The following is a 26,289-nucleotide window of genomic DNA, read 5'->3' as shown; positions in this document are numbered from 1 at the left end:
GAAAGGATGACCATGACCTCCCCCGTCGACCACCTGCGCCCCCTGCTCGAGAAGCTGACACTCGAGCAGAAGGCCACTCTCGTCCAGGGCGCCGATTTCTGGACGACGGTGCCGCTGCCGGAGATCGGCCTGCGCGCGATGACCCTCTCCGACGGTCCCGCCGGCGTGCGCGGGCCCCGCTGGGATGAGCGTGAGCCGTCGCTGAACCTCCCGTCCGGCTCGGCGCTGGCTGCCTCGTGGGATGCCGGGCTGGCCTACCGTTACGGCGCCGCGGCGGCGACCGAAGCGCGGGCAAAGGACGTCGACGTCGTGCTCGGTCCGACCATCAACCTGCACCGGAGCCCGCTCGGAGGACGCCACTTCGAGTGCTTCAGCGAAGACCCCCAGCTGTCGGGCGAGCTGGCCGCGGCCTACGTCGCGGGCATGCAGGACAGCGGCGTCGCCGCGTGCCCCAAGCACTACGTCGCGAACGACTCCGAGACCGACCGCTTCACGGTGAACGTCGAGGTCGACGAACGCGCCCTCCGCGAACTGTACCTGGCGCCGTTCGAGCGGGCCGTCGCCGACGCGCACGCGTGGACCATCATGAGCTCGTACAACTCCGTCGCCGGCGTCACCATGACCGAGAACGACCTGCTCGAGACGCCGCTCAACTCCGAGTGGGGCTTCGACGGCGTCGTCATCAGCGACTGGACCGCGGTGCGTTCGCTCGACGCGGTCGCCGCCGCGCAGGATCTCGCCATGCCGGGCCCGGCGCCCGCCTGGGCCGAACTCGTCGCCGCCGTCCACGACGGACGCGTCGAGGAGGCCGACCTCGACCGCAAGGTGCTGCGTCTGCTGCTGCTGGCCGAGCGCGTCGGCGCCCTGGGCGACAGCGTCCCGGCGGCGACCGGCGAGATCGACGGGCCCGCGTTCGCCCGTGAGGCGGCCGTGGCCGGAACCGTGCTGCTGAGCAACGACGGCACGCTGCCGCTGAACCCGACGTCGCTGCGATCGGTCGCGATCATCGGCCAGAACGCCCGCGACGCCCGGACGCAGGGCGGCGGCAGCGCCACGGTCGTCCCCGCCCACGTCGTCTCTCCGCTGGACGGGCTGCGCGCCGCCCTGCCCGGAGTGGAGATCTCCTACGAGCTCGGCGCGATCGTGCAGGAGGGGGTCGCCGAGATCCCCCTCGCCCAGCTGCAGAACCCCGTCACCGGAGAGCCGGGGCTGCGGGTGCGCTTCCTGGATGCGGAGGGCGCCGAGCTCTTCGCCGAAGATCGCCGCTCGACGGCGCTCGTCTGGTTCGGCGGCGACGCCCCGATCGAGGCGAGCCGGACCGTCATCTTCGAGACACGGTTCACGCCGACCGAATCCGGCACGATCGAGCTGGGCTTCGCCGGCGCGAGCGAGGGACGGCTGTACGTCGATGACGAACTGATGCTCGACGACAGCCCCGTCATCGAGGGCACCGACCTCGGCGCCGCGTTCCTGAACCCGCCGTCGCTGACGACCGGCGTCGCGGTGGAGGCCGGGGTGGCGCGCACGATCCGCGTCGAGTTCTCCCGCGAAGCGTCCGGCGCTCTCGCCGGCGCCCTGAGTGCCACGGTCGGCATCGCCCCCGAGCGCACGCCGGATGCCGAGCTGATCGCCCGGGCCGCGCGCGCGGCGGCATCCGCCGAGGTCGCCGTCGTGGTCGTCGGGACGAACTCACGCGTCGAGTCCGAGGGCTACGACCGGACGAGCCTGGACCTCCCCGGCGCGCAGGACGCGCTCGTCCGGGCCGTCGCGGCCACCGACACCCCGACGATCGTCGTCGTCAACGCGGGCTCGCCCGTCGTGCTGCCCTGGGCCGACGAGGTCGCCGCCGTCGTGCAGGGCTACTTCGGCGGACAGGAGTTCGGCCACGCGATCGCCGACATCCTCACGGGTGCGCAGGAGCCCGGCGGGCGCCTGCCCACCACCTGGCCGGCCTCCCTCGCCGAGGTCCCCGTCACCGACGTGACCCCGCAGGACGGCGTCCTGCGCTACACGGAGGGCATCCACATCGGCTACCGCGCGTGGTTGAAGGACGAGGCGACGCCCGCCTTCCCGTTCGGCCACGGACTCGGCTACACGACGTGGTCGTGGGACGACGCGCGCCGCGACGGCGGCGAGGTCGCGGTGACGCTCACCAACACGGGTGCGCGCTCCGGCAAGCAGGTCGTGCAGGTGTACGCCGAACGGCCGGGGTCGGCGATCGAGCGCCCCGAGCGCTGGCTCGTCGGATTCGAGGCGGTCACCGTCGAGGCCGGCGCATCCGCGACCGTCTCGATCGCCCTTCCCGAGCGACGCCTGGCGCACTGGGACGGTGACGGCTGGAGCGTCGAGCCCGGCACGTTCGCTCTCCGGGTCGGCTCGTCGGTTGCGCAGCTGCCGCTGAGCGTCGACTGGGAGGTGTCGGCATGACGCGGGCGACGCACACGATGGAGCCGGTCGCGGCATCCCTGCTGCAGGGCAGCGCCGATGCGCGCCTGTCCGCCGTCGTCGACCGTCTCGACACGTACCTGCGCGGGGATGACGATCTCTCCTTCCAAGTGGGCGCTTTCCATCGCGGCGTGCCGGTGCTCGACGCCTGGGGCGGACCGCACCTGACCGGCGAGTCGCTGCTGATCCCGTTCTCGGTCACGAAGAACACGATCGGCCTGTCGGTGGGTCTGCTGGTGGAGCGCGGGCTGCTCGATCTGGATGAGCGCGTCGCGCACTACTGGCCCGAGTTCGCCGTGAAGGGCAAGGATGCCGTCACGGTGCGCCAGCTGCTCTCGCACCAGGCGGGACTTCCCCAGGCGACGACGCCCCTCACGTGGGAGGAGTTGTGGGACCACCATGCGGCCGCGGCGCGGCTGGCCGACACCCGGCCCTACTGGCACCCCGGCAGCGCGTTCGGCTACCACGCGACCACGATCGGCAGCCTGGGCGACGAACTGGTCTACCGGGTGACGGGGCGAACCCTCCACGAGTTCTACGAGGAGGAGATCCGCGCGGCGCACGACGTCGACTTCTACCTCGGCCTGCCGGAGGACCAGGAGCATCGCTTCACGCCGCTGCGTCCGATGATCCGGCCCGTGTCGGCGACGGGCACCCCGCAGTTCTCGGCGCTGGGTCCGGTGGTCTTCGGCGCCCTCAGCCGCGACATCGACCACACCAACTCGCCCCGCAACTACCGCTACGGCCATGCCGCCACGGCGGGCACCGGCACCGCACGGGGGCTCGCCCGCCTCTTCGCCGCCGCGGTCACGGGCGTCGACGGTCGCGCCCCGTTCCTGTCCGCCGACACCGTGGAGCAGATCGGCCAGCAGCAGATCCGCGGCTACGACGAAGTGCTCCACCAGCACGACCGTGCCCACGCCATCGTCTTCCAGAAGCCGTCGCAACAGCTCGCGTTCGGTGGGCCGCGCGCCTTCGGCCACGATGGCGCCGCGGGCGCACTGGCGTGTGCCGATCCCGACACGGGCCTGACCTTCGCCTGGACGATCGTCCGCGGGCCGTGGCCGGGTGGCGCCGATCCGCGCGCCGTCGCGCTGGCGCGTGAGCTGGGCGCCCTCCTGAGCGCGTCGGCATGACCGCGGTCATTGCGAGTCTGCGCGCGGAGCTGCGCCACGACAGCGATGTCGTCGCCACCGCGACCCCTCGCCTGAGCTGGGTGGTCGGCGGCGAGATCACCGGCTGGCAGCAGGCGAGGGCAGAGCTCAGCGACGGCGAGATCACGCTCGCCCTGCACGACGGCGAGAGCGCCCTCGTCTCCTGGCCGTTTCGCCCCCTCGCTCCCGGCGAGCGCCGATCGGTGCGGGTGCGGGCGCACAGCACCGATGGTCGCTGCACCGCATGGAGCGATGCGCTCGTCGTCGAGGCGGGGTTTCTCGCCGACGAGGAGTGGGTCGCAGCTCCCGTGGGCCTGGCTGATCCGACGCGCGAGGCGCAGCCCGCCGCGGTGCGCACGCGTTTCGTGCTCGACCGTGACGTCACGCGCGCCGTCCTCTTCTGGACGGCGCTGGGCGTGGCCGAGCCGACCGTCAACGGCGTCGCCGTCAGCGACGACGTGCTCTCCCCGGGCTGGACCGCCTACCGGGATCGCCTCGTTCACGAGAGCGTCGACGTCACCGCCCTCCTGCAGGACGGGCAGAACGAGCTCGCGGCGACGATCGCAGGCGCCTGGTACACGGAGAAGTACGGCTTCTTCACCTTCACCGACCGCCTCTACGGCGATCAGCCATCCTGGCTGGCGCAGCTGCGGGTCACCTACGCGGACGGCACCTCCGCGACCCTCGCGGCGACCGGCCCCGGCTGGGAGGCGACCGGCGATGGACCCGTCGTCGACAGCGGCATCTACGCGGGCGAGCACCAGGATCTGCGTCGAAGCCTCGACGACGCGGTGTGGACGCCCGCGCGCGTGGGCGCGGCATCGCGACCCGGCTACGAGAACGTCCCCGTCCCCGAGCCGCGGATCGCGCCTCCCGTGCGCCGTATCGAGACCGTGCCGGTCGCGGCGGTCCTCCCGTCGGCGTCCGGCGGCACGATCCTCGACTTCGGACAGAACCTCGTCGGGCGCCTGCGGATCCGCGCGAAAGGCCCAGCCGGGACCCGCGTCGTCGTCCGCCACGCCGAAGTGCTCGACGAGGGCGAACTGGCGCTTCGCCCCCTGCGCAACGCGGAGGCGACGGCGACCTTCGATCTGTCCGGCGACGACGACCTCCTCGAGTCGCGCTTCAGCTTCTACGGCTTCCGCTACGCCCAGATCACCGGCCTCGACCTCGACCCCGCGGATGTCGAGGCCGTCGTCCTGCACACCGACCTCGCCCGAACCGGGTGGTTCTCGGCATCCGACCCCCTCGTGGAGAGACTGCACGAGAACGTGCGCTGGGGCATGCGCGGCAACTTCCTGTCGATTCCCACCGACTGTCCGCAGCGCGATGAGCGACTGGGGTGGACGGGAGACATCCAGGTGTTCGCGCCGACCGCGACGTTCCTCTACGACTGCGACGGCTTCCTGACCTCGTGGCTGCGCGACCTGGCACACGAGCAGAACCGTCACGGCGGGATCGTTCCCGTCGTCGTGCCGGCGGCGCTGCCGTCGTTCGCGGGCGGCGGACCGGTCGCCGCGTGGGGTGACGCCGCAACGGTCGTGCCCAGCGTGCTATGGGAGCGCTTCGGTGACCGCGCGGTGCTCGCCGCGCAGTATCCGAGCATGCGGGCGTGGGTCGAGGCGGTGCGCCGCGACGCGGGTGATTCGGGGCTGTGGGCCGGCCGCATGCAGCTCGGCGACTGGCTCGACCCCGCCGCCCCGCCGGACAAGCCCGGAAAGGCGAAGGTCGACGCCGACATCGTCGCCAGCGCGTACTTCGCCCGGTCCCTGCGACAGGTCGCGGATGCCGCACGACTGCTCGGACACGACGAGGATGCCGAGGCCTACGCGGCACTCGCCGACGCCGCCCGCCGCGCGTTCGCCGCCGAGTACGTCACCCCCGCCGGACGCATGATGAGCGACGCCCCGACGGCGTACGCCCTCGCCCTGCAGTTCGACCTCATCGTGGATGCCGGCACCCGCGCCGCGCTCGGGCGGCGCCTCGCGGCGCTCGTCCGCGAGGGCGGATACCGTATCGGCACCGGCTTCGTCGGCACACCGCTGGTCGCCGATGCACTGACCGCCACCGGCCACGTGGATGCCGCGGAGCGGCTGCTCCTGCAGACGCAGTGCCCGTCGTGGCTGTATCCGATCACACAGGGAGCGACGACGGTGTGGGAGCGGTGGGACTCGCTGCTGCCCGACGGATCGGTCAACCCCGGCGAGATGACCTCGTTCAACCACTATGCCCTCGGCGCGGTCGCCGACTGGCTGCACCGCTCGGTCGCCGGTCTCGCTCCGGCCGAACCGGGCTACCGACGTCTGCGCATCGCGCCGCGCCCCCTCGCCGCACTCACCCACGCATCGGCGCGCCATCTGACCCCCTACGGCGAGGCGGCCGTCTCCTGGCGCCGCGACGGCGACAGCGTCGTCGTGACCGCGACCGTGCCGGCGGGCACGACCGCCGAGGTGGATCTTCCCGGCGTCGCCGCTACCGTCGGCCCCGGTGCGCACGAGTGGCATGTCGCTGCGGCATCCGCTCCGGTACGACCCGAACTGCCCGGGCTCGACGCCGATCTCGCCGCCGTCATCGACGATCCGCGCGCCTACCGCGCGCTGCTCGACACGCTGGCCGATGTGGCACCCGAGCGCGTCGACGCCGTCCGTGACGCGACGACCTGGGCCGCCGGTCGGCCGCTCGCGTCTGCCCTGTTGTTCACGCCGCCGCCGGTGCTGGCCGCTGTCGATCACGCGATCCGCGCGGCGACGACCGCCTGATCCTGAGGAGTTCCATGTTCGACCGCGCCAGCACGTTCGGCGAGACGCTCGACAGCCCCGCCGGCCGCGCGGTGCTCGAAAGGCACCTGCCCGGCATCGCCGCCTCCCCGATGGCGCAGCAGTTCCGCACCGCCCGCCTCGGCCAGCTCGTTGCGCTCGTTCCCGAGCTGGAAGAGCCGGCGGCGCGCGACGCGCTCTGGGCGGCGCTGGCCGAGGTCGGCGACGGCACCGCGCGTCCGCCGCACGCCTCGGCGATCGCGCCGGACCCGGCATACGAGTCCGACGACGCCTCCCCGGGGTCTGCGGCGCTCGCCCCCTCCCGCGCGGTGCGGCGCTGGGACCCGCTCGAGGTGCGCCTCATCGGCCCCTCGCACGGCAACCCGTTCGTCGACGTGGAGCTGGACGCCCTGTTCACCCGTCCCGACGGCAGCGTCGTCCGCGTCGGCGGCTTCTACGACGGCGAGGGCGTCTACGTCATCCGCGCTCTCGCGGATGCCGAGGGCACCTGGCGCTTCCGCACCCGCTCGACCGCCCGATCGCTCGACGGCGTCGCGGGCGCCGTGGATGTCGCCCCCGCTCCCGTCGACGCGCACGGCCCGGTGCGCGTCGACGGGTTCCACTTCCGCCACGCGGACGGCACGCGCCATCGGCCGCTGGGAACGACCGCCTACGCGTGGACGCACCAGAGCGAGTCGCGCCAGCAGCAGACCCTCGCCACCCTCGCCGCGTCGCCCTTCACGAAGCTGCGGATGTGCGTGTTCCCCAAGTCGTACCTCTACAACGCGAACGAGCCCGCCGACTTCCCCTTCGTCGGCACCCTCGCGGACGGCTTCGATCTCACCCGCTTCGACCCCGCGCACTTCCGCCGCCTCGAGCAGCGCATCGTCGAGCTGGCGCATCTCGGCATCCAAGCCGACCTCATCCTCTTCCACGCCTACGATCGCTGGGGCTTCTGCGACCTCGGACCCGCCGTCGACGAGCGCTACCTGCGCTACGTGGTGCGCCGCCTCGCCGGCTACGCGAACGTCTGGTGGTCGCTGGCGAACGAGTACGACCTGCTGTGGTCGAAGGACCTCGACGACTGGGAGCGCCTGGCGGCGATCGTCGGCGAGGAGGATCCGTTCGGACACCTCACCTCCATCCACAACTGCCGTCCGTTCTACGACTACGACCGCCCGTGGATCACGCATGTCTCGATCCAGCGGGTCGACGTCTACCGCACGGCCGAGAACACCGATCAGTGGCGGGAGCGCTGGGGCAAGCCGGTCGTCATCGACGAGTGCGCCTACGAGGGCGACATCGACCAGGGCTGGGGCAACATCACCGGCGAGGAGATGACCCGACGCTTCTGGGAGGGCGCCGTGCGCGGCGGCTATGTGGGCCACGGTGAGACCTACTACCCGCCGGCCCTGGACGCCGAGGTGGATGCCGACGACGACGAGGTGCTGTGGTGGTCCAAGGGCGGTGTGCTGCACGGCACCTCCCCCGCGCGCATCGCCTTCCTCGAGCGGCTGCTCGCCGAGGCGCCCGACGGCGTCTGGGATCCGCTGCCCAGCGACTGGGACGTCCCCTGGGCCGGAACCGACGACGTGCGGGTGGGCTACTTCGGCTTCAACCGCCCGCGCTTTCGCAACGTCCTGCTCGGTGAAGGCTCGTGGCGCGTCGAGGTGATCGACACCTGGAACATGACCGTCGACGAGGTGGCGGGCACGCACACCGGTCAGGTCCGCGTCGAACTTCCGGGGCGGCAGTTCATGGCCGTCCGCCTCACGCGGGTCGCGGCATGAGTGCGGTGCACGGGATCGTCACCACCCCGGATGCCGCGTGGCAGAGGCAGGAGGTGGCGCCGCTCGCGAGCCCGTCGAGGATGCCCGACGTCATCGTCGCCCTGGACGATCCGCAGCAGGAGATCGAGGGCTTCGGCGCCTGCTTCAACGAGCTGGGCTGGGACGCGCTGAGCCTGCTGACACCGAACGAACGAGCCGGCATCATCCGCGAGCTGTTCGCCCCGGGCGTGGGCGCCTCGTTCGGCATCTGCCGCATGCCGATCGGCGCGAACGACTTCTCCCGCGACTGGTACTCGTACGACGAGACCCCCGGCGACCTGGCGCTCGCGCACTTCGATCTGTCGCACGACGACGACACGCTCGTCCCGTTCATCCGCGCCGCGCGCGCCCACCGCCCCGACCTCGTGCTGTGGGCCTCTCCTTGGAGTCCGCCCACCTGGATGAAGCGCAACGGCCACTACGCCGGCGCTCTACCGCACCCGTTCTTCGGCGACGTCGACAACGGGCTGCAGCCCGATCAGGTCGGCGCCGAGGGCACCGACATGTTCCGCGTCGACGAGGAGCACCTCGCCGCCTACGCCGCGTACGTCGGGAAGTTCGTCGACGGGTATGCCGAGCGCGGCATCCGGGTGTCGATGGTCATGCCGCAGAACGAGTTCAACTCGGCGCAGGTCTTCCCCAGCTGCACGTGGACGCCGTCAGGGCTGTCGGCGTTCCTGCGCCACCTCGGACCCGAAATGGCCGCCCGCGGCGTGGAGGTCTTCCTCGGAACGCTCGAACGCGCCGATGATCGGCTCGTCGAGGATGTGCTCGCCGATCCGCAGGCCGCGGCCGTCGTCTCCGGCGTCGGCGTGCAGTGGGCGGGCAAGGGCGCCGTGGCGGCGGTGCACCGCCTGCACCCCGAGCTGCAGATCTATCAGAGCGAGCAGGAGTGCGGCGACGGACGCAACGACTGGCGTCAGGCACGCTACGCGTGGCGGCTCATGAAGCACTTCCTCAGCAACGGCGCGAACGCCTACCAGTACTGGAACATCGCCCTCCGCGAGGGCGGGCGCAGCCGCTGGGGCTGGACGCAGAACTCGCTCGTCGTGGTCGATCCCGACACGCGCACCTTCCGCTACACGCCCGACTATCTGGTGCTCAAGCACGTCAGCGCCTTCGTCGCGCCCGGCGCCCGCGTGCTGCCGACCTGGTGCGTCGCCGGTCACGACAATCAGCTCGTGTTCCGAAACCCCGACGGCTCGCTCGTCGTCGTGCTGCACAACGAGCTCGACGAGGTCATGCCCATCAGCCTGCTGCTGGGTGCGCAGGTGCTGTCGCTGGAGCTTCCGGCGGCATCGTTCAGCACCGTCGTCATTCCGGCCTGAAAGGAACTCTCGTGACACGACTCACGGGCAAGACAGCGCTCGTCACCGGCGGCGCCACCGGCATCGGACGAGCGGTGTCCGAACGCTTCGTCGCCGAGGGCGCACGCGTCGTCGTCGCCGATCGCGACGGCGTCGCCGCCACCGCCGCGGCGACCGCCCTGGGCGCGGCGGCACGAGCCGAACAGTTCGACATCTCGGACGAAACGGCTGTCGCGGCGGCATTCGCCCGCCTCGAGGATGCCGGCTGGGCGCCGGACGTCGTCGTCGCCAATGCCGGCGTGCAGCTGTTCGGCCACGACGCCCCGATCGCCGACCTCGACCTCGACGTGTGGCGGCGCACCCTCGACATCAACCTCACCGGAACGTTCCTCACGGTCAAGCACGCCGTGCGCGCGATGCGGGCACGTGCCGGCGGCTCGATCATTCTGACCGGCAGCCCCACCGGGCTCACGGGCGAGGGACGCGACTTCACTGCCTACAGCGCATCGAAGGCGGGGATCCACGGCCTGACCCGCACCGTCGCGGCGGCGTACGCCGACCGCGGCATCCGGGTGAACACCGTCGTCCCCGCGTACACGGAGACCTCCCTCGTGTCGACCATCACGGGCGACCCGCGCGCACGCGACGCGATCATCGGCCGCATCCCGCTCGGCCGGGCCGGTACCCCCGACGATGTCTGCGGGATCATGACGTTTCTCGCGTCGGACGACGCGGCCTTCGCGACCGGGGCCCTCTTTGCCGTCGACGGCGGGATGACGACCCTCTGACGCGTGCAGCTTCCGACGCGTCTTCTCACGCGTCGGTGGAGTCTCGCCTCACCAGCTCGGGGCGGAAGCGCACGGCGCGCGTCGGCGCGGAACCGTCGATCGTCTCGAGCAGCAGCTCCACCGCGGTGGCCCCGATGCTGCGCGCGGGCTGTCGGACGGAGGAGAGCGGCACGACGGCCGTCGCCGCGAAGTCGATGTCGTCGTACCCGATGAGGGCGAGTTCTTCGGGAACCCGGATGCCGCCGAGGATCGCCGCCCCCTGCAGCAACCCGACGGCGAGGAGATCGTTGACACAGAACACGGCATCGGGCCGTTGCGCCGGCGGTCGGGCGGCGAGCGCGTCGCCGACGCGGCGTCCGGCGCGCACCGTGAGCGCGTCGACGTCGATGACCTCGAGCACGGCATCCGGCACCGCAGCGAGCGCCCGGCGAGCGCCGGCGAGCCGGTCGGCGACCTGACGCACGTCGGCGGGCCCGCCGACGAAGGCCAACCGACGACGTCCGAGCGAGAGCAGGTGAGCGGCGGCGAGCAATCCCCCCTCGACATCGTCGACCGCGACGGAAGGCACACCGAGGTCGTGGTCTTCCGCATCCACGAGCACCACCGGGATGCCCGCGGCTCGCAGCCGCTCCAGACGCGCGGCGTCGCGCGCGGTCGGAGTCAGGAGCACGCCGTTGACGCGCTGCTCACGGAACAGATCGAGGTAGGCCTCCTCCCGGTCGCGCAGATGATCGCTGTTGCCCAGCAGCACCGCGAGCCCCTCGGCCGCGGCGCGCTCCTGCGCCCCGCGGGCGATCTCGGCGAAGAAGGGATTGGCGATGTCGAGCACGACGAGCCCGATCGAGCGGCTGCGGCCGGCGCGCAACTGGCGCGCCGCGTCGTTGCGCACGAACCCGAGACGCTCGATGGCCTGCTGAACACGGGCGACGGTCTCGGCGGCGACCTTCTCGGGCCGATTGAGCACATTGGAGACCGTGCCCACCGAGACGCCGGCGGCGGCAGCGACGTCCTTCACGCTGACGCCCATCTTCACTCCCTGCCGACCTTGACGAATCGTTTCAACGACACTAGCGTTTGAAACGATTCAAGTCGCTGTCGAGAGAAGTCCGAGCATGACGTCGCTGTCACCAGAGAACCTGTCCACCCTCGCCGAACAGGCCATCGAGCTCCCCTCCTGGGCATTCGGAAACTCGGGCACGCGCTTCCGCGTCTTCGCCACGGCGGGCGCCCCGCGAGACCCCTTCGAGAAGATCGCGGATGCCGCCCAGGTCCATCGCCTCACGGGCCTCGCCCCGAGCGTCGCGCTGCACATCCCCTGGGACGCGGTCGACGACTACGGTGCGCTGCGCCGGCACGCCGAGGACCACGGCGTGCGCCTGGGCACCGTCAACTCCAACACGTTCCAGGACGAGGACTACAGGTTCGGCGCACTGACGCACCACGACGAGCGCATCCGCCGCAAGGCCATCGACCACCACCTCGCCTGCATCGACATCATGGATGCCACGGGATCGCGCGATCTGAAGATCTGGCTGGCCGAGGGGTCGAACTATCCGGGCCAGAACGACATGCGCACCCGCCAGGACCGCCTCCACGACTCGCTGCAGGAGATCTACGCACGCCTCGGCGACGCGCAGCGCCTCGTCCTGGAGTACAAGTTCTTCGAGCCGGCGTTCTACCACACCGACGTTCCCGACTGGGGCACCTCCTACGTGCAGGTGGCGGCGCTGGGCGAGAAGGCGATGGTGTGCCTCGACACCGGACACCACGCTCCGGGCACCAACATCGAGTTCATCGTCATGCAGTTGCTGCGCCTCGGCCGGCTCGGCTCCTTCGACTTCAACAGCCGGTTCTACGCCGATGACGACCTCATCGTCGGGGCGGCGGACCCCTTCCAGCTGTTCCGGATCCTCGTGGAGGTCATCCGCGGCGGTGGGCTGAACAGTCCCGATGTCGCGTTCATGCTCGACCAGTGCCACAACATCGAAGACAAGATCCCGGGCCAGATCCGCTCGGTGCTCAACGTGCAGGAGATGACGGCGCGCGCACTCCTGCTCGATCGGCAGGCGCTGAGCGTCGCCCAGCAGAGCAACGACGTGCTCACCGCGAACGCGATCCTGATGGACGCGTTCCAGACCGACGTCCGGCCGCAGCTGGCCGCGTGGCGCGAGCAGCGCGGACTTCCCGTCGATCCGATGCGGGCGTACGCGGCATCCGGCTACGCAGAACGCATCGCGGCCGAGCGTGTCGGCGGCGTGCAGGCGGGATGGGGCGCCTGAGATGACGAACGCCACCGTCGCCGAGCTCCTCGCCCGCAGCAACCGCCTGGGCGCCGACCCCGCGAACACGAACTACGCCGGCGGCAACACGTCTGCCAAGGGCACAGACATCGACCCGGTCACCGGGGCGCCCGTCGAGCTGCTGTGGGTCAAGGGCTCGGGGGGCGACCTCGGCACGCTCACCGAATCGGGACTCGCGGTCCTTCGTCTGGAGCGCGTGCGCGCGCTCGTCGACGTCTACCCCGGCGGCGACCGCGAAGACGAGATGGTCGCCGCCTTGGACTACTGCCTGCACGGGCGCGGCGGCGCGGCCCCCTCGATCGACACCGCGATGCACGCGCTCGTGGATGCCGCGCACGTCGACCACCTGCACCCCGATGCCGGCATCGCGATCGCCACCGCCGCCGACGGCCCCGCCCTCACCCGCGCGATCTTCGGCGATCGCGTGGTCTGGGTGCCCTGGCGGCGCCCCGGCTTCCAGCTGGGGCTCGACATCGCCGCGATCAAGGCCGAGAACCCGCAGGCGATCGGCACGATCCTGGGCGGTCACGGCATCACGGCGTGGGGCGAGACCAGCGCTGAGGCCAAGCGCAACTCCGCCACGATCATCGGGGAGGCCGCCGCCTACCTCGCCGAACACGGTGATCCGGCTCCGTTCGGAGGAGTTCGCGACGGCTACCGCGCGCTTCCCGTCGCGGAGCGGCGTGCCCGCGCGGCCGCGCTCGCGCCCACCATCCGCGGTCTCGTCTCGACCGACCGTCCGATGCTCGGTCACGTCACCGACAGCGACACCGTGTTGGAGTTCCTCGCATCCGAGTCGGCGCCGCGCCTGGCCGCGCTGGGCACCAGCTGCCCCGACCACTTCCTGCGCACCAAAGTGAAGCCGCTGCTGCTGGACCTGCCGGCCACGGCATCCCTCGACGACCAGCTCGCCCGCCTGCACGAGCTGGTCGCCGACTACCGCGCCGACTACCGTGCGTACTACGACGCGCACGCCGACGCCGACAGCCCCCAGATGCGCGGCGCCGACCCGCTCATCGTGCTGGTGCCCGGGGTCGGCATGTTCTCCTACGGCGCCACGAAGCAGACGGCGCGCATCGCGGGCGAGTTCTACGTCAACGCGATCAACGTCATGCGCGGGGCCGAGGCGGTCTCCACGTACACGCCGATCTCGGATGCCGAGAAGTTCCGCATCGAGTATTGGGCGCTCGAGGAGGCGAAGCTGCAGCGCCTTCCGAAGCCGAAGAGCCACCAGGGGCGCATCGCGTTCGTCACGGGGGCGGCCTCGGGCATCGGCAAGGCCATCGCGAGACGCCTCGCCGCCGAGGGCGCGTGCGTCGTGATCGCCGACCTCAACCTCGCCAAGGCCCAGGCCGCCGCCGCCGAGCTCGGCGGGCCGGACGTCGCGATCGGCGTCGCCGCGGACGTGGCGGATGCCGAGGCCGTCCAGGCGGCGATCGATGCGACGGTCCTCGCGTTCGGCGGCATCGACCTCGTCGTCAACAACGCCGGTCTCTCGCTGTCGAAGCCGCTGCTGGAGACGACCGAGAAGGACTGGGATCTGCAGCACGATGTGATGGCCAAGGGCTCCTTCCTCGTGTCGAAGGCGGCCGCGAAGGCGCTCATCGCGCAGAAGATGGGCGGCGACGTCATCTACGTCTCGTCGAAGAACAGCGTGTTCGCCGGCCCGAACAACATCGCCTACTCCGCGACCAAGGCCGACCAGGCGCACCAGGTGCGTCTGCTCGCGGTCGAGCTCGGCGAGCACGGGGTGCGTGTCAACGGCATCAACCCGGACGGCGTCGTGCGCGGCTCGGGCATCTTCGCCGCCGGCTGGGGCGCGAACCGCGCCGCGACCTACGGGGTCAAGGAGGAGGATCTCGGCCAGTTCTACGCGAACCGCACGATCCTCAAGCGCGAGGTCGTCCCCGAGAACGTCGCCGACGCGGTGTCGGTGCTCACCGGGCCGGAGCTGTCGCGCACCACAGGCCTGCACGTCCCGGTCGACTCGGGTGTCGCGGCCGCGTTCCTGCGATGAGCACGCCGCGCGCGGTCGCCGCGATCGATCTGGGCGCGACCAGCGGACGGGTCGTCCTCGGGCGCATCGGCCGCGGCATCCTCGAGGCCGAGACGGTGGCGAGATTTCCGAATGATCCGATCCGTCTGGGCAACGGCCTGCATTGGGATGCCGCAGGGCTCTATGGCGCATCCTTACGCGGACTGCGCGAAGCGTTCCGCGCCGAGGCGCGCCTGGAGAGCATCGGCGTGGACTCGTGGGCCGTCGACTACGGCCTGCTGCGGGAGGGTCGGCTGCTCGGCGTCCCGTTCCACTATCGCGATGAGCGCACCGCGCGCGGCGTCGCGGCGGTGGAGGCCACCATCGCGCGCGACGAGCTGTTCGCCCGCAACGGACTGCAGTTCCTGCCCTTCACGACGGCGTATCAGCTCGCCGCCGAGCCGCCCGAGCTGATGACGGTCGCCGACACACTGCTGCTGATGCCCGATCTCATCGCCTTCTGGCTCACCGGCGCGCGCCGCGCCGAGCTCACCAACGCGTCGACGACGGGCCTGCTCGCTGCGCGGACCCGACGCTGGGACGACGAGCTCGTGGCCGCTCTCGGACTGCCGCGCGCGCTGCTTCCCGCCCTCATCGCTCCCGGCGAGCGGATCGGCGAGCTGCTGCCCTCCGTCCAGGCGGTCGTGGGAGGTGCGGCTCCCGTCGTCGCGGTGGGCTCGCACGACACGGCATCCGCAGTCGTCGCCGTGCCCATGCGGGCCGAGGCCGCCGCGTACATCTCGTGCGGAACGTGGGGGCTGGTCGGCGTCGAGGTCGCCCATCCGGTGCTGACCCCCGCGGTGCGCGCGGCCAACGTCACCAACGAGGGGGGCGTCGACGGGCGCGTGCGCCTGCTGCACAACGTCATGGGGCTGTGGATCCTCAGCGAGAGCGTCCGCGGCTGGTCGCGCGGCGGAGAGGAACTCGCTCTGGGCACGCTGCTGGCCGCCGCGGCGCAGGTCCCGGCATCCGCCGCGCCCGTGTTCGACGTCGACGACCCCCGCTTCCTCGCCCCCGGCGACATGCCGGCGCGCATCGACGCGTGGTGCGACGAGCACGGAATGGCCCCGCCCCGCACGCGTGCCGCGTACGTCCGCGCGATCGTCGAGTCGCTCGCGCAGGCCTTCGCGGATGCCGTGGCCACCACGTCCCGGCTGGGCGGCGTGGACGTGCGCACCGTGCATCTCGTCGGCGGGGGTGCGCTCAACGAACTGCTCTGTCAGCGCACGGCCGACCGGTGCGGCCTGCCGGTCGTCGCGGGACCGGTCGAGGCGACGGCGTTCGGCAACATCCTGGTCCAGGCGCGCACGGCCGGCATCATCACCGGCGAGCTGGAGGACCTGCGAGACCTCGTCGCGCGCACCCAGGAGCTGCGACGATACGAACCGCGGGCGTGATCAGTGCAGCGACGCGTCGGCCTCGGTGCGCAGCCACTCGGTGAACACGACCTCGAGGCCGGCGCGCGTCGGCGCACACACCATCGGTCCCGCCTGCGCGTCGAGGTCGCCGCGGAACGGCGCGACCCGCACCAGTCGCATCGGCTCGCCGTCGACGCCGGCACGCACCGTGAGGGCGTCCTCGCCGCGGCTGACGCGGACGCGAAGTCGCCGCCCCGCCCATTCCGGCACGGCCCCGACCGACCAGTCCGACATGGTGTCGGTGACGACGGCGCCGACTCCGAGCACACCGTCGGCGTTCTCGACTCCGGCTTTCATCCAGCGCTCCTCATCGGCGCGCACGAACAGGCCCGCCTGATCGAACTGCGCCGTGAAGTCGGCCTCGAAGACGACCTCCATGGCGGTGCCGACCGGCAGCGGGGCGATCAACGCGTGCTCGGTGTCATGGATGAAGCCGTACGCGGTGCGACGCCACGCATCGCTGCCTTCGACGGCCGTGACGGCCAGCGCATCGCCCTGGGCGCGCACGGCTGCCGGCGGGGTCGTCCACGTTCCGCCGTCCCAGGCGATGCGCTCCCTCATGCGTCCATCCTGCCGCGCCCGGCACCGACGGCGGCGGCATCCGCCGGACCCGCGTGCAGGGTCAGCACCTCCACGCCGCGCGGGGCGACGCGGGCGGCATCGATGACGACCTCCTCGTCGGTGCGGTTGACGAGGAACACGTGCCGGGTCGCCTCGTCCCCGCGGACGATGACCTCGAGCCGGCCTCCCGCCGCGAGCGGGTCGGCTGCGAGCGCGTCGATCTCACCGGCGAGACGCTCGAGCAGAGCGCGGGCGCCCTCCCGACCGAGGTCGGCGGACACGTAGGTCGCCGACCCGGTCCCGACACGGCGGTGGGTGACGGCCGGCATCCCGGCGAGCTCGCCCGCCGCGTAGGTGTCCAGCACCTCGACGTCGGCGCCGACGCGGGAGATCCGCTCGCTCCAGTGCGCCGCGCGGGCGCCGGAGGCGAGCAGGGCCGATTCTTCGGGCAGAAGCGGCACGAACTCTTCCACCGTCACGCCGAGGACGTCGCGAAGGGCACCCGGGTAGCCCCCGAGCCACACCCGGTCGTGCTCGTCGACGATGCCGGAGAAGTACGTCGTCACGAGATGACGACCGCTGCGGACGACGTCCTCCAGCCGGGCGCGCAACGCGTCGGGCATGACGTGCAGCATCGGCGCGATGACCACGTCGTAGTCGTCGAGGGATGCCGAGACCGGAACGACGTCGGCGCGCACACCGAGATCCAGCAGCGCGCGATACCAGGCCAGCGTCTCGTCGTCGTAGCGGATCGCGTCGGTGGGGTGCGAGTCGCGCCCACTGACCCACCAGGACTCGTAGTCGAAGACGACGGCGACGCGGGCACGCTCGCGGTGCGAACCGGTGACCGCCGACAGCTCACCCAGACGCGCGCCGAGCGCGACGACGTCGCGGAAGACGCGGCTGTGCGCGCCGGCGTGCGGCACCATGCCGGAGTGGTAGCGCTCGCCCCCGGCCCGCGACTGACGCCACTGGAAGAAGCACACGGCATCGGCGCCGTGCCCGACGTGGGTCAGCGCGTCGCGCAGCAGCACGCCCGGCCGCTTGGGCGGGTTCACCTCGCGCCAGTTGATCGCGCTCGGCGCGTGCTCCATGAGGAACCACGGCCGCCCCTCGGCGATGTTGCCAGTGAGGTTCGCCCAGAACGAGAGGTCGTCACGGCCGACCTCTCCGGGACGCAGGTAGTGGTCGTTGGAGACGAAGTCGACGTCGCCCGCCCACGAGGGGTAGTCGATGTCGCGCACGTTCTGGGCGACCATGAAGTTGGTCGTGAACGGGATGTCCGGTGTGACCTCGGCGAGCACGGCGGCCTCGGCGCGGAGGTGATCGCGGACGGCATCCGAGCAGAAGCGCTCGAAGTCGAGCCGCTGGCCGGGGTTGCGGTGCGTGGGCGCGGTGCGCGGGGGCAGGATCTGATCCCACTCGGTGTATTGCTGCGACCAGAAGGCCGTGCCCCACGCGTCGTTGAGAGCATCGAGCGTGCCGTAGCGCTGCCGAAGCCAGCCGCGGAAGGCGCGGGCGGCGTCATCGGAGTAGTCGTAGATGTTGTGGCAGCCCAGCTCGTTCGAGATGTGCCAGGCGATGATCGCAGGATGCTCGCCGTAGCGCTCGGCGAGGGCGCGCACGAGTCGCAGGGCGTGCTCACGGAACACGGGAGAGGTGGGCCGCCAGTGCTGGCGGGCACCCGGCCACAGCACGGTGCCGTCCTCGGTCTGCGGAAGGATCTCGGGATGCCGCTGCGACAGCCAGGCCGGCGGCGAGGCCGTCGCCGTGGCGAGGTCGACGTCGATGCCGTTCTCATGCAGCAGATCGATGACCTCGTCGAGCCAGGTGAAGTCGTATTCGCCCGGACGCGGCTCCAGCAGCGCCCAGGAGAAGATGGCGAGCGACACGACGTTCACGCCGGCCTCGCGCATCAGACGCATGTCCTCGGCCCAGACGTCGCGGGACCACTGCTCAGGGTTGTAGTCGGCGCCGTAGCGCATGCGCCGCGCCCCCGTCGCTCCGTCTCGGACCCAGCGATACTCCCGTGCCTGCGTTGCCATGACGGCATCCTATCTCGAATATCGTGCAGATGCACGGTTTTTCGACGGGCCCCACGGTACGCTGTCATGCCATGACGACCCCGACTCCGGCTCGCCGCGGTCCGTACGCGAAGTCGGCCGAACGGCGCGCGGAGATCATCGCGTCGGCGACGGCCATCTTCAGCGCGCACGGCTACCGCGGAGGCTCACTGCGCCAAATCGCCGCCGAGCTGGGGCTCGGCCTGACGACGGTCATGCATCACTTCCCGACGAAGGTGTCGCTGCTGGCAGCCGTCTTGGAGCAGGAGGATGCCGCAGACGCCGACTTTCTCGCACGCACCCGTCGCGACGGCCTCATCCCGACCGTGCTCGGCATCGTCGAGCGCAACCTCGACCGTCGGGAGCTGGTGCGCATGTTCTCGATCGTCTCGGCGGAGGCGACCTACCCGGGACACGAGGCACACGACTGGCTCCAGCAGCGCTACGCGCGCCTCATCGCCGACTACGCTGCCGCGATCGCGACCGATCGCGCCGCCGGGAGGATCGATCCGCCGGTCGGTGACGACAGCGCCCTGGCGGCTCTGGTCATCACGGGGTGGGAGGGCATTCAGATCCGCTGGCTCGCGGACGACTCGAATCCCGTTTCCGCGATGTCGCTCCTGCTGTCGACGGCGCTGCGCCCACGGGCGGCATAATGGGTGTTGTGCCTTCCGGCACACTGAAGCCACGGATCGAGGTTCCCATGCCCTATCGCAACCAGGCGACGGTCGCGGCATGGGTGCGCGACTACCTCGACGACCGGCGCGTGGACCCCTCCTTCGTCTCGGTTCTCGAGAAGGACTTCACGCCGGGGCCCGAATCGGGCCTGGTGGTCGTCGCCTTGAGCAACGCCTCCACGGTCACCTATATCCAGCCGATCGTCACCGACGGTCAGGCTCGATGGATGGTCACGTTCGAGCCCCGCACCGAGGGCTTCGACCTCGACGCCGCGGGCGTGGCTCGCCTGTCGGCCGATCTCTCCGCCCTCGCCGACCTGTGCGGTTATCTGCAGGAACGCACCGAGCAGGCCATCGCCGACGCATCGACGGCCGCGGTCTGAGCCGCACCGCGCGGTGCGATCTAGACCAGAGGCGTCGTGAACACGGCGGTCGCCAGCGCGCCGAGCGCGACGATTCCGCTCACCGTCGCCGCCGTCTGCCACAGCGCTTGCGCGCGCGTCGACGGCGACTCGACACCGGGTTCGGGCCGCGCGGCATGAGCGCCGAACACCGCGCGCTGAGCGTCGACCAGGGTCGTGTAACGGCCGACGGGGGTCGAGCGCGAGTCGAAGCCGACGAAGTGTCCGTCGGGCGTGCCCTCCACGCAGCCCACGTAGTCGCCGGTGCGTGAGGCGACGAAGAAGTCCTCACTGACACGGGCCCAGGTCACGCGCCCCGCGGACGCCGGAGCGGCGATACTCATGCCACGGCCGCCAGTTCTGCACGCGACGGCACCGTGGCGAGGGCCCGCTCCATGACGATTCCGGATGCCGATGCCGCCGCCTGGGCGATCTCGTTGACGCGTGCCGGGTCGAGGCGGATGGGCTCCGCGTCGTCGAACTCGAAGCGCAGCGGAATCGCGCTGTGCACCCAGAGGGCCGTCCGCCCGTCGGCGGGCGACGAGAACGTGAGGCTGAAGCCCTCCGACCGGCGGAGCTTGGTCATCGCGACCATCCGCAGGTGGGCGAGGTCGACGTCGTCGATCTCGATCGCGTCGGAGCTGTTGCCGTAGTACATGCGTCCCATCGTGACTCCCTCGGTGTGGTGCGTTACGCCCGGTTGGTTACGAGAAAGGTTATTCCGTGAATAAGTAGTTAGTCAAGCGAGATAATTCATGAGCTATATTGGTGGCACCGTAGCTTTTCGGCGATGACTTCTTCTGGGAGGTGGGTGAGGTGACGACCGCACACACGCCCGACGCGACCCCCGTCCTGGATGCTCTGGCACGCTTCAGAGCGGCCGACGCGCAGATGCATCAGCGCGTGCGCACCCATGCCGCCCTCGGCGAGAACGAGTTGCGCATCCTTCAGTACGTTCTGGCCTGCGATCGCGCGGGAACCGACGTCAAGCCGAGCGAGATCTCGCGCCACCTCGGCATCAGCTCCGCGTCGACGACGGCCCTGCTCGACCGGCTGGAGCGCCTCGGGAGTGTTCAGCGCGTGAGCCATCCCACCGATCGGCGCAGCATCCTCATCGCTCCGACCGCGCGCGCGGCAGCCGAGGTTGCAACCCTGGTCGACGCCTTCGAGAACCGCGTGGCGACAACCATCGACCATCTGTCCGAGGAGGGACGAGCCGCCGTGATCGCCTTCCTGGATGCCGCGACCGACGCCGCCGACGAGATCGCCGACCCCACGATCGCTCGCGACTACGCGTCGATGTGATCGACCGCGACGCGCATCGCGTCGAGGAAGCGGATGACCGTGTCCCGCTGGTCCTGATCCATTTCGCGAACGACCGCCATCATGCGCTCGTGCATCGCTGAGAGCGTCTGACGCACCTCGTCATCGGACTTCTCGCTGGAGCGGATGAGCACGCTGCGGCGATCGCCGGGGTTGGGGGTCCGCGTGATGTGGCCGGACTTCTCGAGCCGGTCCAGCAGTGCGGTCGTGGACGCGGAGGTGATCCCGAGATAGCGGCTCAGGGTGACGGGCGTCACATCCTCGTGGCGCAGGCGTGCGCGCGCGAGGAAGCGGAGCACGAGAAGCTCGTTCTCCCCCATGTCCATCGACTGCTGGGTCCTCCGCCGCATCGCGACCTCGGCAGCCCGGTAGGAGCGCATGGCCTCCATGACCGACGTCGAGCGCGCGTCCTCGTCCACATACCAGTAGGACGGCGGCTGCTCGGCGGACGTGCTCATCGCAATATTGTGCCGCACCATCGTGCTCCAGCCCCAGATCGATGATGACGGTGGACAATCCTCGCCTCAGGCGCTATGTTCCTGATTGGGTTACTGATTGATAACCGAAATGAGGATGCCGTGTCGACGACGACGGACGGGTACCGCGAGCTCGTGGCGACGCTGCGCGAGGTGCGCGAGAGAGCCGCACAGGGCGGGCCCGAGAACGCGCGCCAACGGCACACCGACCGCGGCAAGCTGCTCGCTCGCGACAGGATCGATCTGCTGCTGGACCGGGCCAGTCCTTTCCTCGAGCTCGCACCCCTCGCCGCGCACGGTCTGTACGGCGGCGACGCCCCCGCCGCCGGGGTCGTCGCCGGCATCGGCCTCGTGCAGGGGCGCCACGTGATGGTCGTCGCCAACGACGCCACCGTCAAAGGCGGTACGTACTACCCGATGACCGTGAAGAAGCACCTGCGTGCGCAGGAGGTCGCCGCCGAGAACCGCCTCCCCTGCATCTACCTCGTCGACTCCGGCGGCGCCTTCCTGCCCCTGCAGGACGAGGTGTTCCCCGACCGCGACCACTTCGGCCGCATCTTCTTCAACCAGGCTCGGATGTCGCGCGACGGCATCGCGCAGATCTCGGCCGTGATGGGATCCTCGACCGCAGGCGGCGCCTACGTGCCCGCAATGAGCGATGAGACCGTGATCGTGCGCGACCAGGGAACGATCTTCCTCGGTGGGCCGCCGCTCGTGAAGGCCGCGACCGGCGAGGTCGTCACCGCGGAGGAACTCGGCGGCGGGCTCACACACTCGCGCATCTCGGGCGTCACCGATCATCTCGCCGAGAACGACCACCACGCGATCCAGATCGTTCGCGACATCGTCGCCACCTTGCCGCGACCCGCTGCCTTGCCCTACGACCGCGGCCCGGCCGATCCGCCCCTGCACGACGCCGAGACCCTCTACGACGTGGTGCCGGTCGAGCTGACCTCGCCCTACGACGCGCGCGAGATCATCACCCGACTCGTCGATGGCAGCCGGTTCGCCGAGTTCAAGCACGAGTACGGCGAGACCCTCGTCACCGGCTTCGCCCACATCCACGGCCACCCCGTCGGCATCGTCGCCAACAACGGCGTCCTGTTCGCCGAATCGGCGCTGAAGGGGGCGCACTTCATCGAGCTCTGCGACCAACGCGGCATCCCGCTGCTGTTCCTCCAGAACATCACGGGCTTCATGGTGGGGCGCGAGTACGAGCACGGCGGCATCGCCAAGCACGGCGCGAAGATGGTCAACGCCGTCGCCTGCGCCCGCGTGCCGAAGCTCACGGTCGTGGTGGGCGGATCGTTCGGCGCCGGGACCTACTCCATGTGCGGTCGCGCCTACTCCCCGCGCTTCCTGTGGCTGTGGCCGGGGGCGCGGGTGTCGGTCATGGGCGGCGCACAGGCGGCATCCGTGCTCTCGACCGTGCGGGGCGAGCAGCTCAGCGCCGCCGGAACCGCCTGGAGCGAAGAAGAGAAGGCGGCGTTCGAAGCACCCATCCGCGCGCAGTACGAGCGCCAGGGCAGCCCTTACTACTCCACCGCCCGGCTCTGGGACGACGGCGTGATCGAGCCCGCGCAGACGCGCGACGTGCTCGGACTCGCTCTCGACGTGGTCTCCCGTGCCCCGATGACCGATGCCGGCTACGGCGTCTTCCGGATGTGATCGCATGACCACCATCACGAAGGTCCTCATCGCCAACCGCGGCGAGATCGCCGTGCGCATCATCCGCACCCTCCGAAGCCTCGGCATCCGCTCGGTCGCCGTCTTCAGCGACGCCGACGCCGATGCCGTGCATGTCCGTCTCGCCGACGAAGCGGTGCGCCTCGGGCCCGCCCCCGCCGCTCAGAGCTACCTGTCGATCGAGCGGGTGCTGGATGCCGCACGGCAGACCGGCGCCGAGGCCATCCACCCCGGATTCGGCTTCCTCGCCGAGAACGCCGCGTTCGCGAGCGCGTGCGCGGATGCCGGCATCGTCTTCATCGGCCCGAGCGCCACAGCGATCGAGATCATGGGCGACAAGATCTCCGCCAAGCAGACGGTGGAAGCCAGGGGCGTACCCACGGTTCCGGGCCTGGCCCGCCCCGACCTCACCGACGAGGAGCTGATCGCCGGCGCCGCGAAAGTCGGCTTCCCCGTCCTCATCAAGCCCTCCGCGGGCGGGGGCGGCAAAGGCATGCACGTCGTCGAGGAGGAGGCGCAGCTTCCGGCGGCCGTCGCCGCCGCGCGACGCGAGGCGGCCGCCTCTTTCGGCGACGACACGCTCTTCCTCGAGCGCTACGTCACGACGCCACGACACATCGAGGTGCAGGTGATCGCCGACACCCACGGCAACGTCGTTCATCTCGGCGAGCGCGAGTGCTCGCTGCAGCGACGGCATCAGAAAGTGGTCGAGGAGGCTCCGTCCCCGCTGCTGGATGCCGCGACGCGCGCCCGCATCGGGGCCGCCGCGTGCGAGACGGCGCGCAGCGTCGGATACGTGGGCGCCGGCACCGTGGAGTTCATCGTTCCCGGCGACAGGCCGGACGAGTTCTTCTTCATGGAGATGAACACGCGCCTGCAGGTGGAACACCCGGTCACCGAGCTCGTCACCGGCCTCGATCTGGTGGAGCTGCAGGTCAAGATCGCCGCGGGCGAGCCGCTGCCGTTCCGCCAGCAGGATGTACGCCTGAACGGCCAAGCCATCGAGGTGCGCGTGTACGCCGAGGACCCGCCGGCGGGCTTCCTGCCCACCGGAGGCCGCGTCGAACGGGTCGTGCACCCCTCGGGTCCCGGCATCCGCGTCGACACGTCCCTCGAGGACGGCGTGACTGTCTCCACCGACTACGACCCGATGCTCGCGAAGCTCATCGCGTGGGCGCCGAGCCGCGAGCAGGCGCGGCGTCGCCTCGTGGGAGCCATCGAGCAGACCGCGATCTTCGGGTTCGAGACCAACCTCACCTTCCTGAGGCTGCTGCTCGAACGCCCCGAAGTCGTCGCCGGCGAGCTCGACACCGGGCTCATCGCCCGCGTCTTCGACGACCTGCCCTTTCCCGAGACCTCGGAGCGTACCTTCGCGGAGGCCGCTCTCGTCATGCACGCACAGCCCGAGTGCGCGACCGCAACCGGCCCGACAGGACCCTGGGCGCGCACCGACGGGTGGCGGCTCGGTCCGGCGGCACCGAGCGTGTTCGACCTCGAGACCTCTGCGCGGCGGGAGCGGGTGCGGGTGTGGGCGTCGCCTCTGCGCGTCGCGGTCGGTGACGGCGAACCACGAGCCGCCACGGTCGCCCTCGACGAGGGACGGGCAACGGTCGGCATCGGCGGTCTCGGACGCTCCTTCCCGTTCGCTGCGGGACCGGGCGGGCTCTGGCTGCATGCTGACGGCGACGCGGTCCACGTGCGCGCGCATCGCGAGGTGCACGGGCGGGACCGCGCAGCCGACGCCTCCCCCACGCTCACCTCCCCCCTCCCGGGCACCGTCGTCATGGTGGCGGTCGACGAGGGCGCCCACGTCGAGGTGGGCGAGGTGATCGTGGCGGTGGAGGCGATGAAGATGGAACACGTGCTGCGCGCCACGGTGGCCGGCACCGTGCGGCTGCGGGTCGCCGCCGGCGATCAGGTCGCCCGTGGCGGCATCGTGGCCACGATCGAGAAGGAGGACGCATGAGCGACGACATCGCTCCGACACGGATCGAGCAGCGGGGGCTCTACTTCGACGAGATCGTCGAGGGGGCGCTCTACGTGCACGCTCCCGGGCGCACCGTCACAGAGGCCGACAACGTGCTGTTCACGACGCTCACCATGAACACGCAGTCGCTGCACCTGGATGCCGCGTGGGCGGCCGATACCGAGTTCGGGGAGCGTCTCGTCAACAGCATGTTCACCCTGTCGACGATGGTCGGTCTCTCGGTCGCCCAGCTCACGCAGGGAACGATCGTGGCGAACCTGGGCTTCGGTCAGGTGGCGTTCCCGGCGCCGGTGCGCGTCGGCGACACCCTCTACGCCGAGACGCTCATCACCCGAAAGCGCCTGTCGTCGTCCCGACCGGGGCAGGGCATCGTGGAGTTCGCCCACGCGATGCGCAACCAGCGCGGCGAGGTCGTGGCCACCGCGACGCGCATGACCCTCATGCGATGCCTGCCCGCGGCGCCGCGACGGGCGTGATCATCCCTCGACCAGAGCCCGGTGCGCCATCGCGGCGAGGATACCGGCGGCCTCCGCACCGCTGGCGGGCGCGCTGTGGGGCGTCGAGTTGAGCAGCCCGAAGACCCCGAGCAGCCGCGTCTCGCGTTCGGCCGCACTCAGGCGAGGAACAGCCGCGGCGAGCACCGCGTCCCAGTCCTGCACGTACTCGCGCTGCAGCCGGCGCACGCGTTGGTTGGTCTCCGCGTCGAGTCCGGCCAGTTCCCGATCCTGGATGCGGATGATGTCGGGGGCCGCGGTCGCGAAGCCAATATGGAATGCGATGAGCTCGTCCAGCGCAGCGCGCGCCGCCGCGGCATCCGTGACCGGGGCGGCAGCGACGATCTCGCGAGCGCCCTGCAGCAGACGCTCGCTCGCGTTGAGAAGCAGTTCCGCGAGGAGCGCATCCTTGCTCCGGAAGTGCTTGTAGAGCGCGGGTCCGCTCATCCCGACCGCTTCGCCGATCTCGACGGTGGTCACCGCCGCGAATCCGCGCCGCGCGAAGAGCGCGGCGGCCTCGCTGAGCAGGCGTGCGCGACGATCCGCTTTCTGCGAGCTGCGCCACGTCGTCACCGGTTCAGCCTACCCA

The 26,289-nt window shown here is 70.9% G+C and carries 22 protein-coding genes; 15 read left to right on the top strand and 7 right to left on the bottom strand.

Annotation, left to right across the window (positions count from 1 at the left end; genetic code table 11):
• Window positions 1–12 precede the first annotated feature (12 nt).
• Genes DEU37_RS01690 through DEU37_RS01665 form a run of 6 tightly spaced genes read left to right on the top strand, consistent with a single transcriptional unit; the run spans window position 13 to window position 10,279 of the window.
• Complete coding sequence (locus tag DEU37_RS01690) at window positions 13–2,427, top strand: glycoside hydrolase family 3 C-terminal domain-containing protein (RefSeq protein WP_121188965.1); 2,415 nt, start codon at window positions 13–15, stop codon at window positions 2,425–2,427.
• Window positions 2,424–3,581: a serine hydrolase gene (locus DEU37_RS01685; protein ID WP_259457096.1), complete on the top strand. Its 1,158-nt coding sequence runs from the start codon at window positions 2,424–2,426 to the stop codon at window positions 3,579–3,581. The genes DEU37_RS01690 and DEU37_RS01685 overlap by 4 nt, the downstream gene beginning before the upstream one ends.
• Window positions 3,578–6,358: an alpha-L-rhamnosidase gene (locus DEU37_RS01680; protein WP_121188964.1), complete on the top strand. Its 2,781-nt coding sequence runs from the start codon at window positions 3,578–3,580 to the stop codon at window positions 6,356–6,358. The genes DEU37_RS01685 and DEU37_RS01680 overlap by 4 nt, the downstream gene beginning before the upstream one ends.
• A 14-nt stretch (window positions 6,359–6,372) precedes the next feature.
• Window positions 6,373–8,145, top strand: coding sequence for a DUF5605 domain-containing protein (locus DEU37_RS01675; RefSeq protein WP_121188963.1), 1,773 nt, complete (start codon window positions 6,373–6,375; stop codon window positions 8,143–8,145).
• Window positions 8,142–9,512: a glycoside hydrolase family 30 beta sandwich domain-containing protein gene (locus DEU37_RS01670; RefSeq protein WP_121188962.1), complete on the top strand. Its 1,371-nt coding sequence runs from the start codon at window positions 8,142–8,144 to the stop codon at window positions 9,510–9,512. The genes DEU37_RS01675 and DEU37_RS01670 overlap by 4 nt, the downstream gene beginning before the upstream one ends.
• An 11-nt stretch (window positions 9,513–9,523) precedes the next feature.
• Window positions 9,524–10,279: an SDR family NAD(P)-dependent oxidoreductase gene (locus DEU37_RS01665; RefSeq protein ID WP_121188961.1), complete on the top strand. Its 756-nt coding sequence runs from the start codon at window positions 9,524–9,526 to the stop codon at window positions 10,277–10,279.
• Window positions 10,280–10,304: 25 nt separating this feature from the next.
• On the opposite strand, the gene DEU37_RS01660 is transcribed toward DEU37_RS01665, so the two are convergent.
• Window positions 10,305–11,306: a LacI family DNA-binding transcriptional regulator gene (locus tag DEU37_RS01660; protein ID WP_121189606.1), complete on the bottom strand. Its 1,002-nt coding sequence runs from the start codon at window positions 11,304–11,306 to the stop codon at window positions 10,305–10,307.
• A gap of 85 nt (window positions 11,307–11,391) precedes the next feature.
• On the opposite strand from DEU37_RS01660, the gene rhaI reads away from it, so the two are divergent.
• From rhaI to DEU37_RS01645, 3 genes are read left to right on the top strand one after another with little or no spacing between them, the layout of a single operon-like run.
• Window positions 11,392–12,558 (top strand): L-rhamnose isomerase, encoded by a 1,167-nt coding sequence (gene rhaI, locus DEU37_RS01655; RefSeq protein WP_121188960.1) that lies wholly within the window; start codon window positions 11,392–11,394, stop codon window positions 12,556–12,558.
• A gap of 1 nt (window position 12,559) precedes the next feature.
• Window positions 12,560–14,596, top strand: a complete 2,037-nt coding sequence (locus DEU37_RS01650; protein ID WP_121188959.1) for a bifunctional aldolase/short-chain dehydrogenase — start codon at window positions 12,560–12,562, stop codon at window positions 14,594–14,596.
• Window positions 14,593–16,011: a rhamnulokinase family protein gene (locus tag DEU37_RS01645; RefSeq protein WP_121188958.1), complete on the top strand. Its 1,419-nt coding sequence runs from the start codon at window positions 14,593–14,595 to the stop codon at window positions 16,009–16,011. The genes DEU37_RS01650 and DEU37_RS01645 overlap by 4 nt, the downstream gene beginning before the upstream one ends.
• Here DEU37_RS01645 and DEU37_RS01640 read toward each other — a convergent pair whose 3' ends face one another.
• Both DEU37_RS01640 and DEU37_RS01635 read right to left on the bottom strand, forming a co-directional pair.
• Window positions 16,012–16,593, bottom strand: a complete 582-nt coding sequence (locus tag DEU37_RS01640) for a DUF1349 domain-containing protein (protein WP_121188957.1) — start codon at window positions 16,591–16,593, stop codon at window positions 16,012–16,014.
• Window positions 16,590–18,638, bottom strand: a complete 2,049-nt coding sequence (locus DEU37_RS01635; protein ID WP_121188956.1) for a beta-galactosidase — start codon at window positions 18,636–18,638, stop codon at window positions 16,590–16,592. Before DEU37_RS01635 ends, DEU37_RS01640 begins: the two co-directional genes overlap by 4 nt.
• Before the next feature lie 71 nt (window positions 18,639–18,709).
• Here DEU37_RS01635 and DEU37_RS01630 point away from each other — a divergent pair, with 71 nt between their 5' ends.
• Together DEU37_RS01630 and DEU37_RS01625 are read left to right on the top strand one after the other, a co-directional pair.
• The gene (locus tag DEU37_RS01630) at window positions 18,710–19,312 is read left to right on the top strand and encodes a TetR/AcrR family transcriptional regulator (RefSeq protein ID WP_121188955.1); all 603 of its coding nucleotides are present in this window, start codon (window positions 18,710–18,712) and stop codon (window positions 19,310–19,312) included.
• Between the two features lie 47 nt (window positions 19,313–19,359).
• Window positions 19,360–19,716 (top strand): protein-L-isoaspartate carboxylmethyltransferase, encoded by a 357-nt coding sequence (locus tag DEU37_RS01625; RefSeq protein ID WP_121188954.1) that lies wholly within the window; start codon window positions 19,360–19,362, stop codon window positions 19,714–19,716.
• 20 nt (window positions 19,717–19,736) lie between these two features.
• On the opposite strand, the gene DEU37_RS01620 is transcribed toward DEU37_RS01625, so the two are convergent.
• The gene (locus DEU37_RS01620; RefSeq protein ID WP_121188953.1) at window positions 19,737–20,078 is read right to left on the bottom strand and encodes a peptide ABC transporter permease; all 342 of its coding nucleotides are present in this window, start codon (window positions 20,076–20,078) and stop codon (window positions 19,737–19,739) included.
• Window positions 20,075–20,401, bottom strand: coding sequence for an RNA polymerase subunit sigma (locus tag DEU37_RS01615; RefSeq protein ID WP_121188952.1), 327 nt, complete (start codon window positions 20,399–20,401; stop codon window positions 20,075–20,077). Before DEU37_RS01615 ends, DEU37_RS01620 begins: the two co-directional genes overlap by 4 nt.
• Window positions 20,402–20,550: 149 nt before the next feature.
• Between DEU37_RS01615 and DEU37_RS01610 the strand changes: the two genes are divergently transcribed.
• Window positions 20,551–21,039 carry a MarR family winged helix-turn-helix transcriptional regulator gene (locus DEU37_RS01610; protein ID WP_036286981.1) on the top strand — a complete coding sequence of 163 codons (489 nt, stop codon included), beginning with the start codon at window positions 20,551–20,553 and terminating at the stop codon, window positions 21,037–21,039.
• Here DEU37_RS01610 and DEU37_RS01605 read toward each other — a convergent pair.
• Window positions 21,024–21,515: a MarR family winged helix-turn-helix transcriptional regulator gene (locus DEU37_RS01605; RefSeq protein ID WP_183043554.1), complete on the bottom strand. Its 492-nt coding sequence runs from the start codon at window positions 21,513–21,515 to the stop codon at window positions 21,024–21,026. The genes DEU37_RS01610 and DEU37_RS01605 overlap by 16 nt on opposite strands.
• 75 nt (window positions 21,516–21,590) lie before the next feature.
• Here DEU37_RS01605 and DEU37_RS01600 point away from each other — a divergent pair, with 75 nt between their 5' ends.
• From DEU37_RS01600 to DEU37_RS01590, 3 genes are read left to right on the top strand one after another with little or no spacing between them, the layout of a single operon-like run.
• On the top strand, window positions 21,591–23,201 hold the full coding sequence (locus tag DEU37_RS01600; protein WP_121188950.1) for a carboxyl transferase domain-containing protein: 1,611 nt from the start codon (window positions 21,591–21,593) through the stop codon (window positions 23,199–23,201).
• A gap of 4 nt (window positions 23,202–23,205) precedes the next feature.
• On the top strand, window positions 23,206–25,185 hold the full coding sequence (locus tag DEU37_RS01595) for a biotin carboxylase N-terminal domain-containing protein (RefSeq protein WP_121188949.1): 1,980 nt from the start codon (window positions 23,206–23,208) through the stop codon (window positions 25,183–25,185).
• Entirely contained in the window at window positions 25,182–25,682 is a 501-nt protein-coding gene (locus DEU37_RS01590; RefSeq protein WP_121188948.1) for a MaoC family dehydratase, read from the top strand. The genes DEU37_RS01595 and DEU37_RS01590 overlap by 4 nt, the downstream gene beginning before the upstream one ends.
• Here the strand turns inward: DEU37_RS01590 and DEU37_RS01585 are convergent, their stop codons facing one another.
• Window positions 25,683–26,273 (bottom strand): TetR/AcrR family transcriptional regulator, encoded by a 591-nt coding sequence (locus tag DEU37_RS01585; RefSeq protein WP_121188947.1) that lies wholly within the window; start codon window positions 26,271–26,273, stop codon window positions 25,683–25,685. It lies immediately after the preceding gene.
• Window positions 26,274–26,289: the final 16 nt, after the last annotated feature.

The sequence above is a fragment of the Microbacterium sp. AG790 genome (genome assembly GCF_003634765.1).
Taxonomy (GTDB): Bacteria; Actinomycetota; Actinomycetes; order Actinomycetales; family Microbacteriaceae; genus Microbacterium.
The sequence above is the reverse complement of the archived record's forward strand: the minus strand, read 5'-3'. Positions and strand labels throughout refer to the sequence as shown.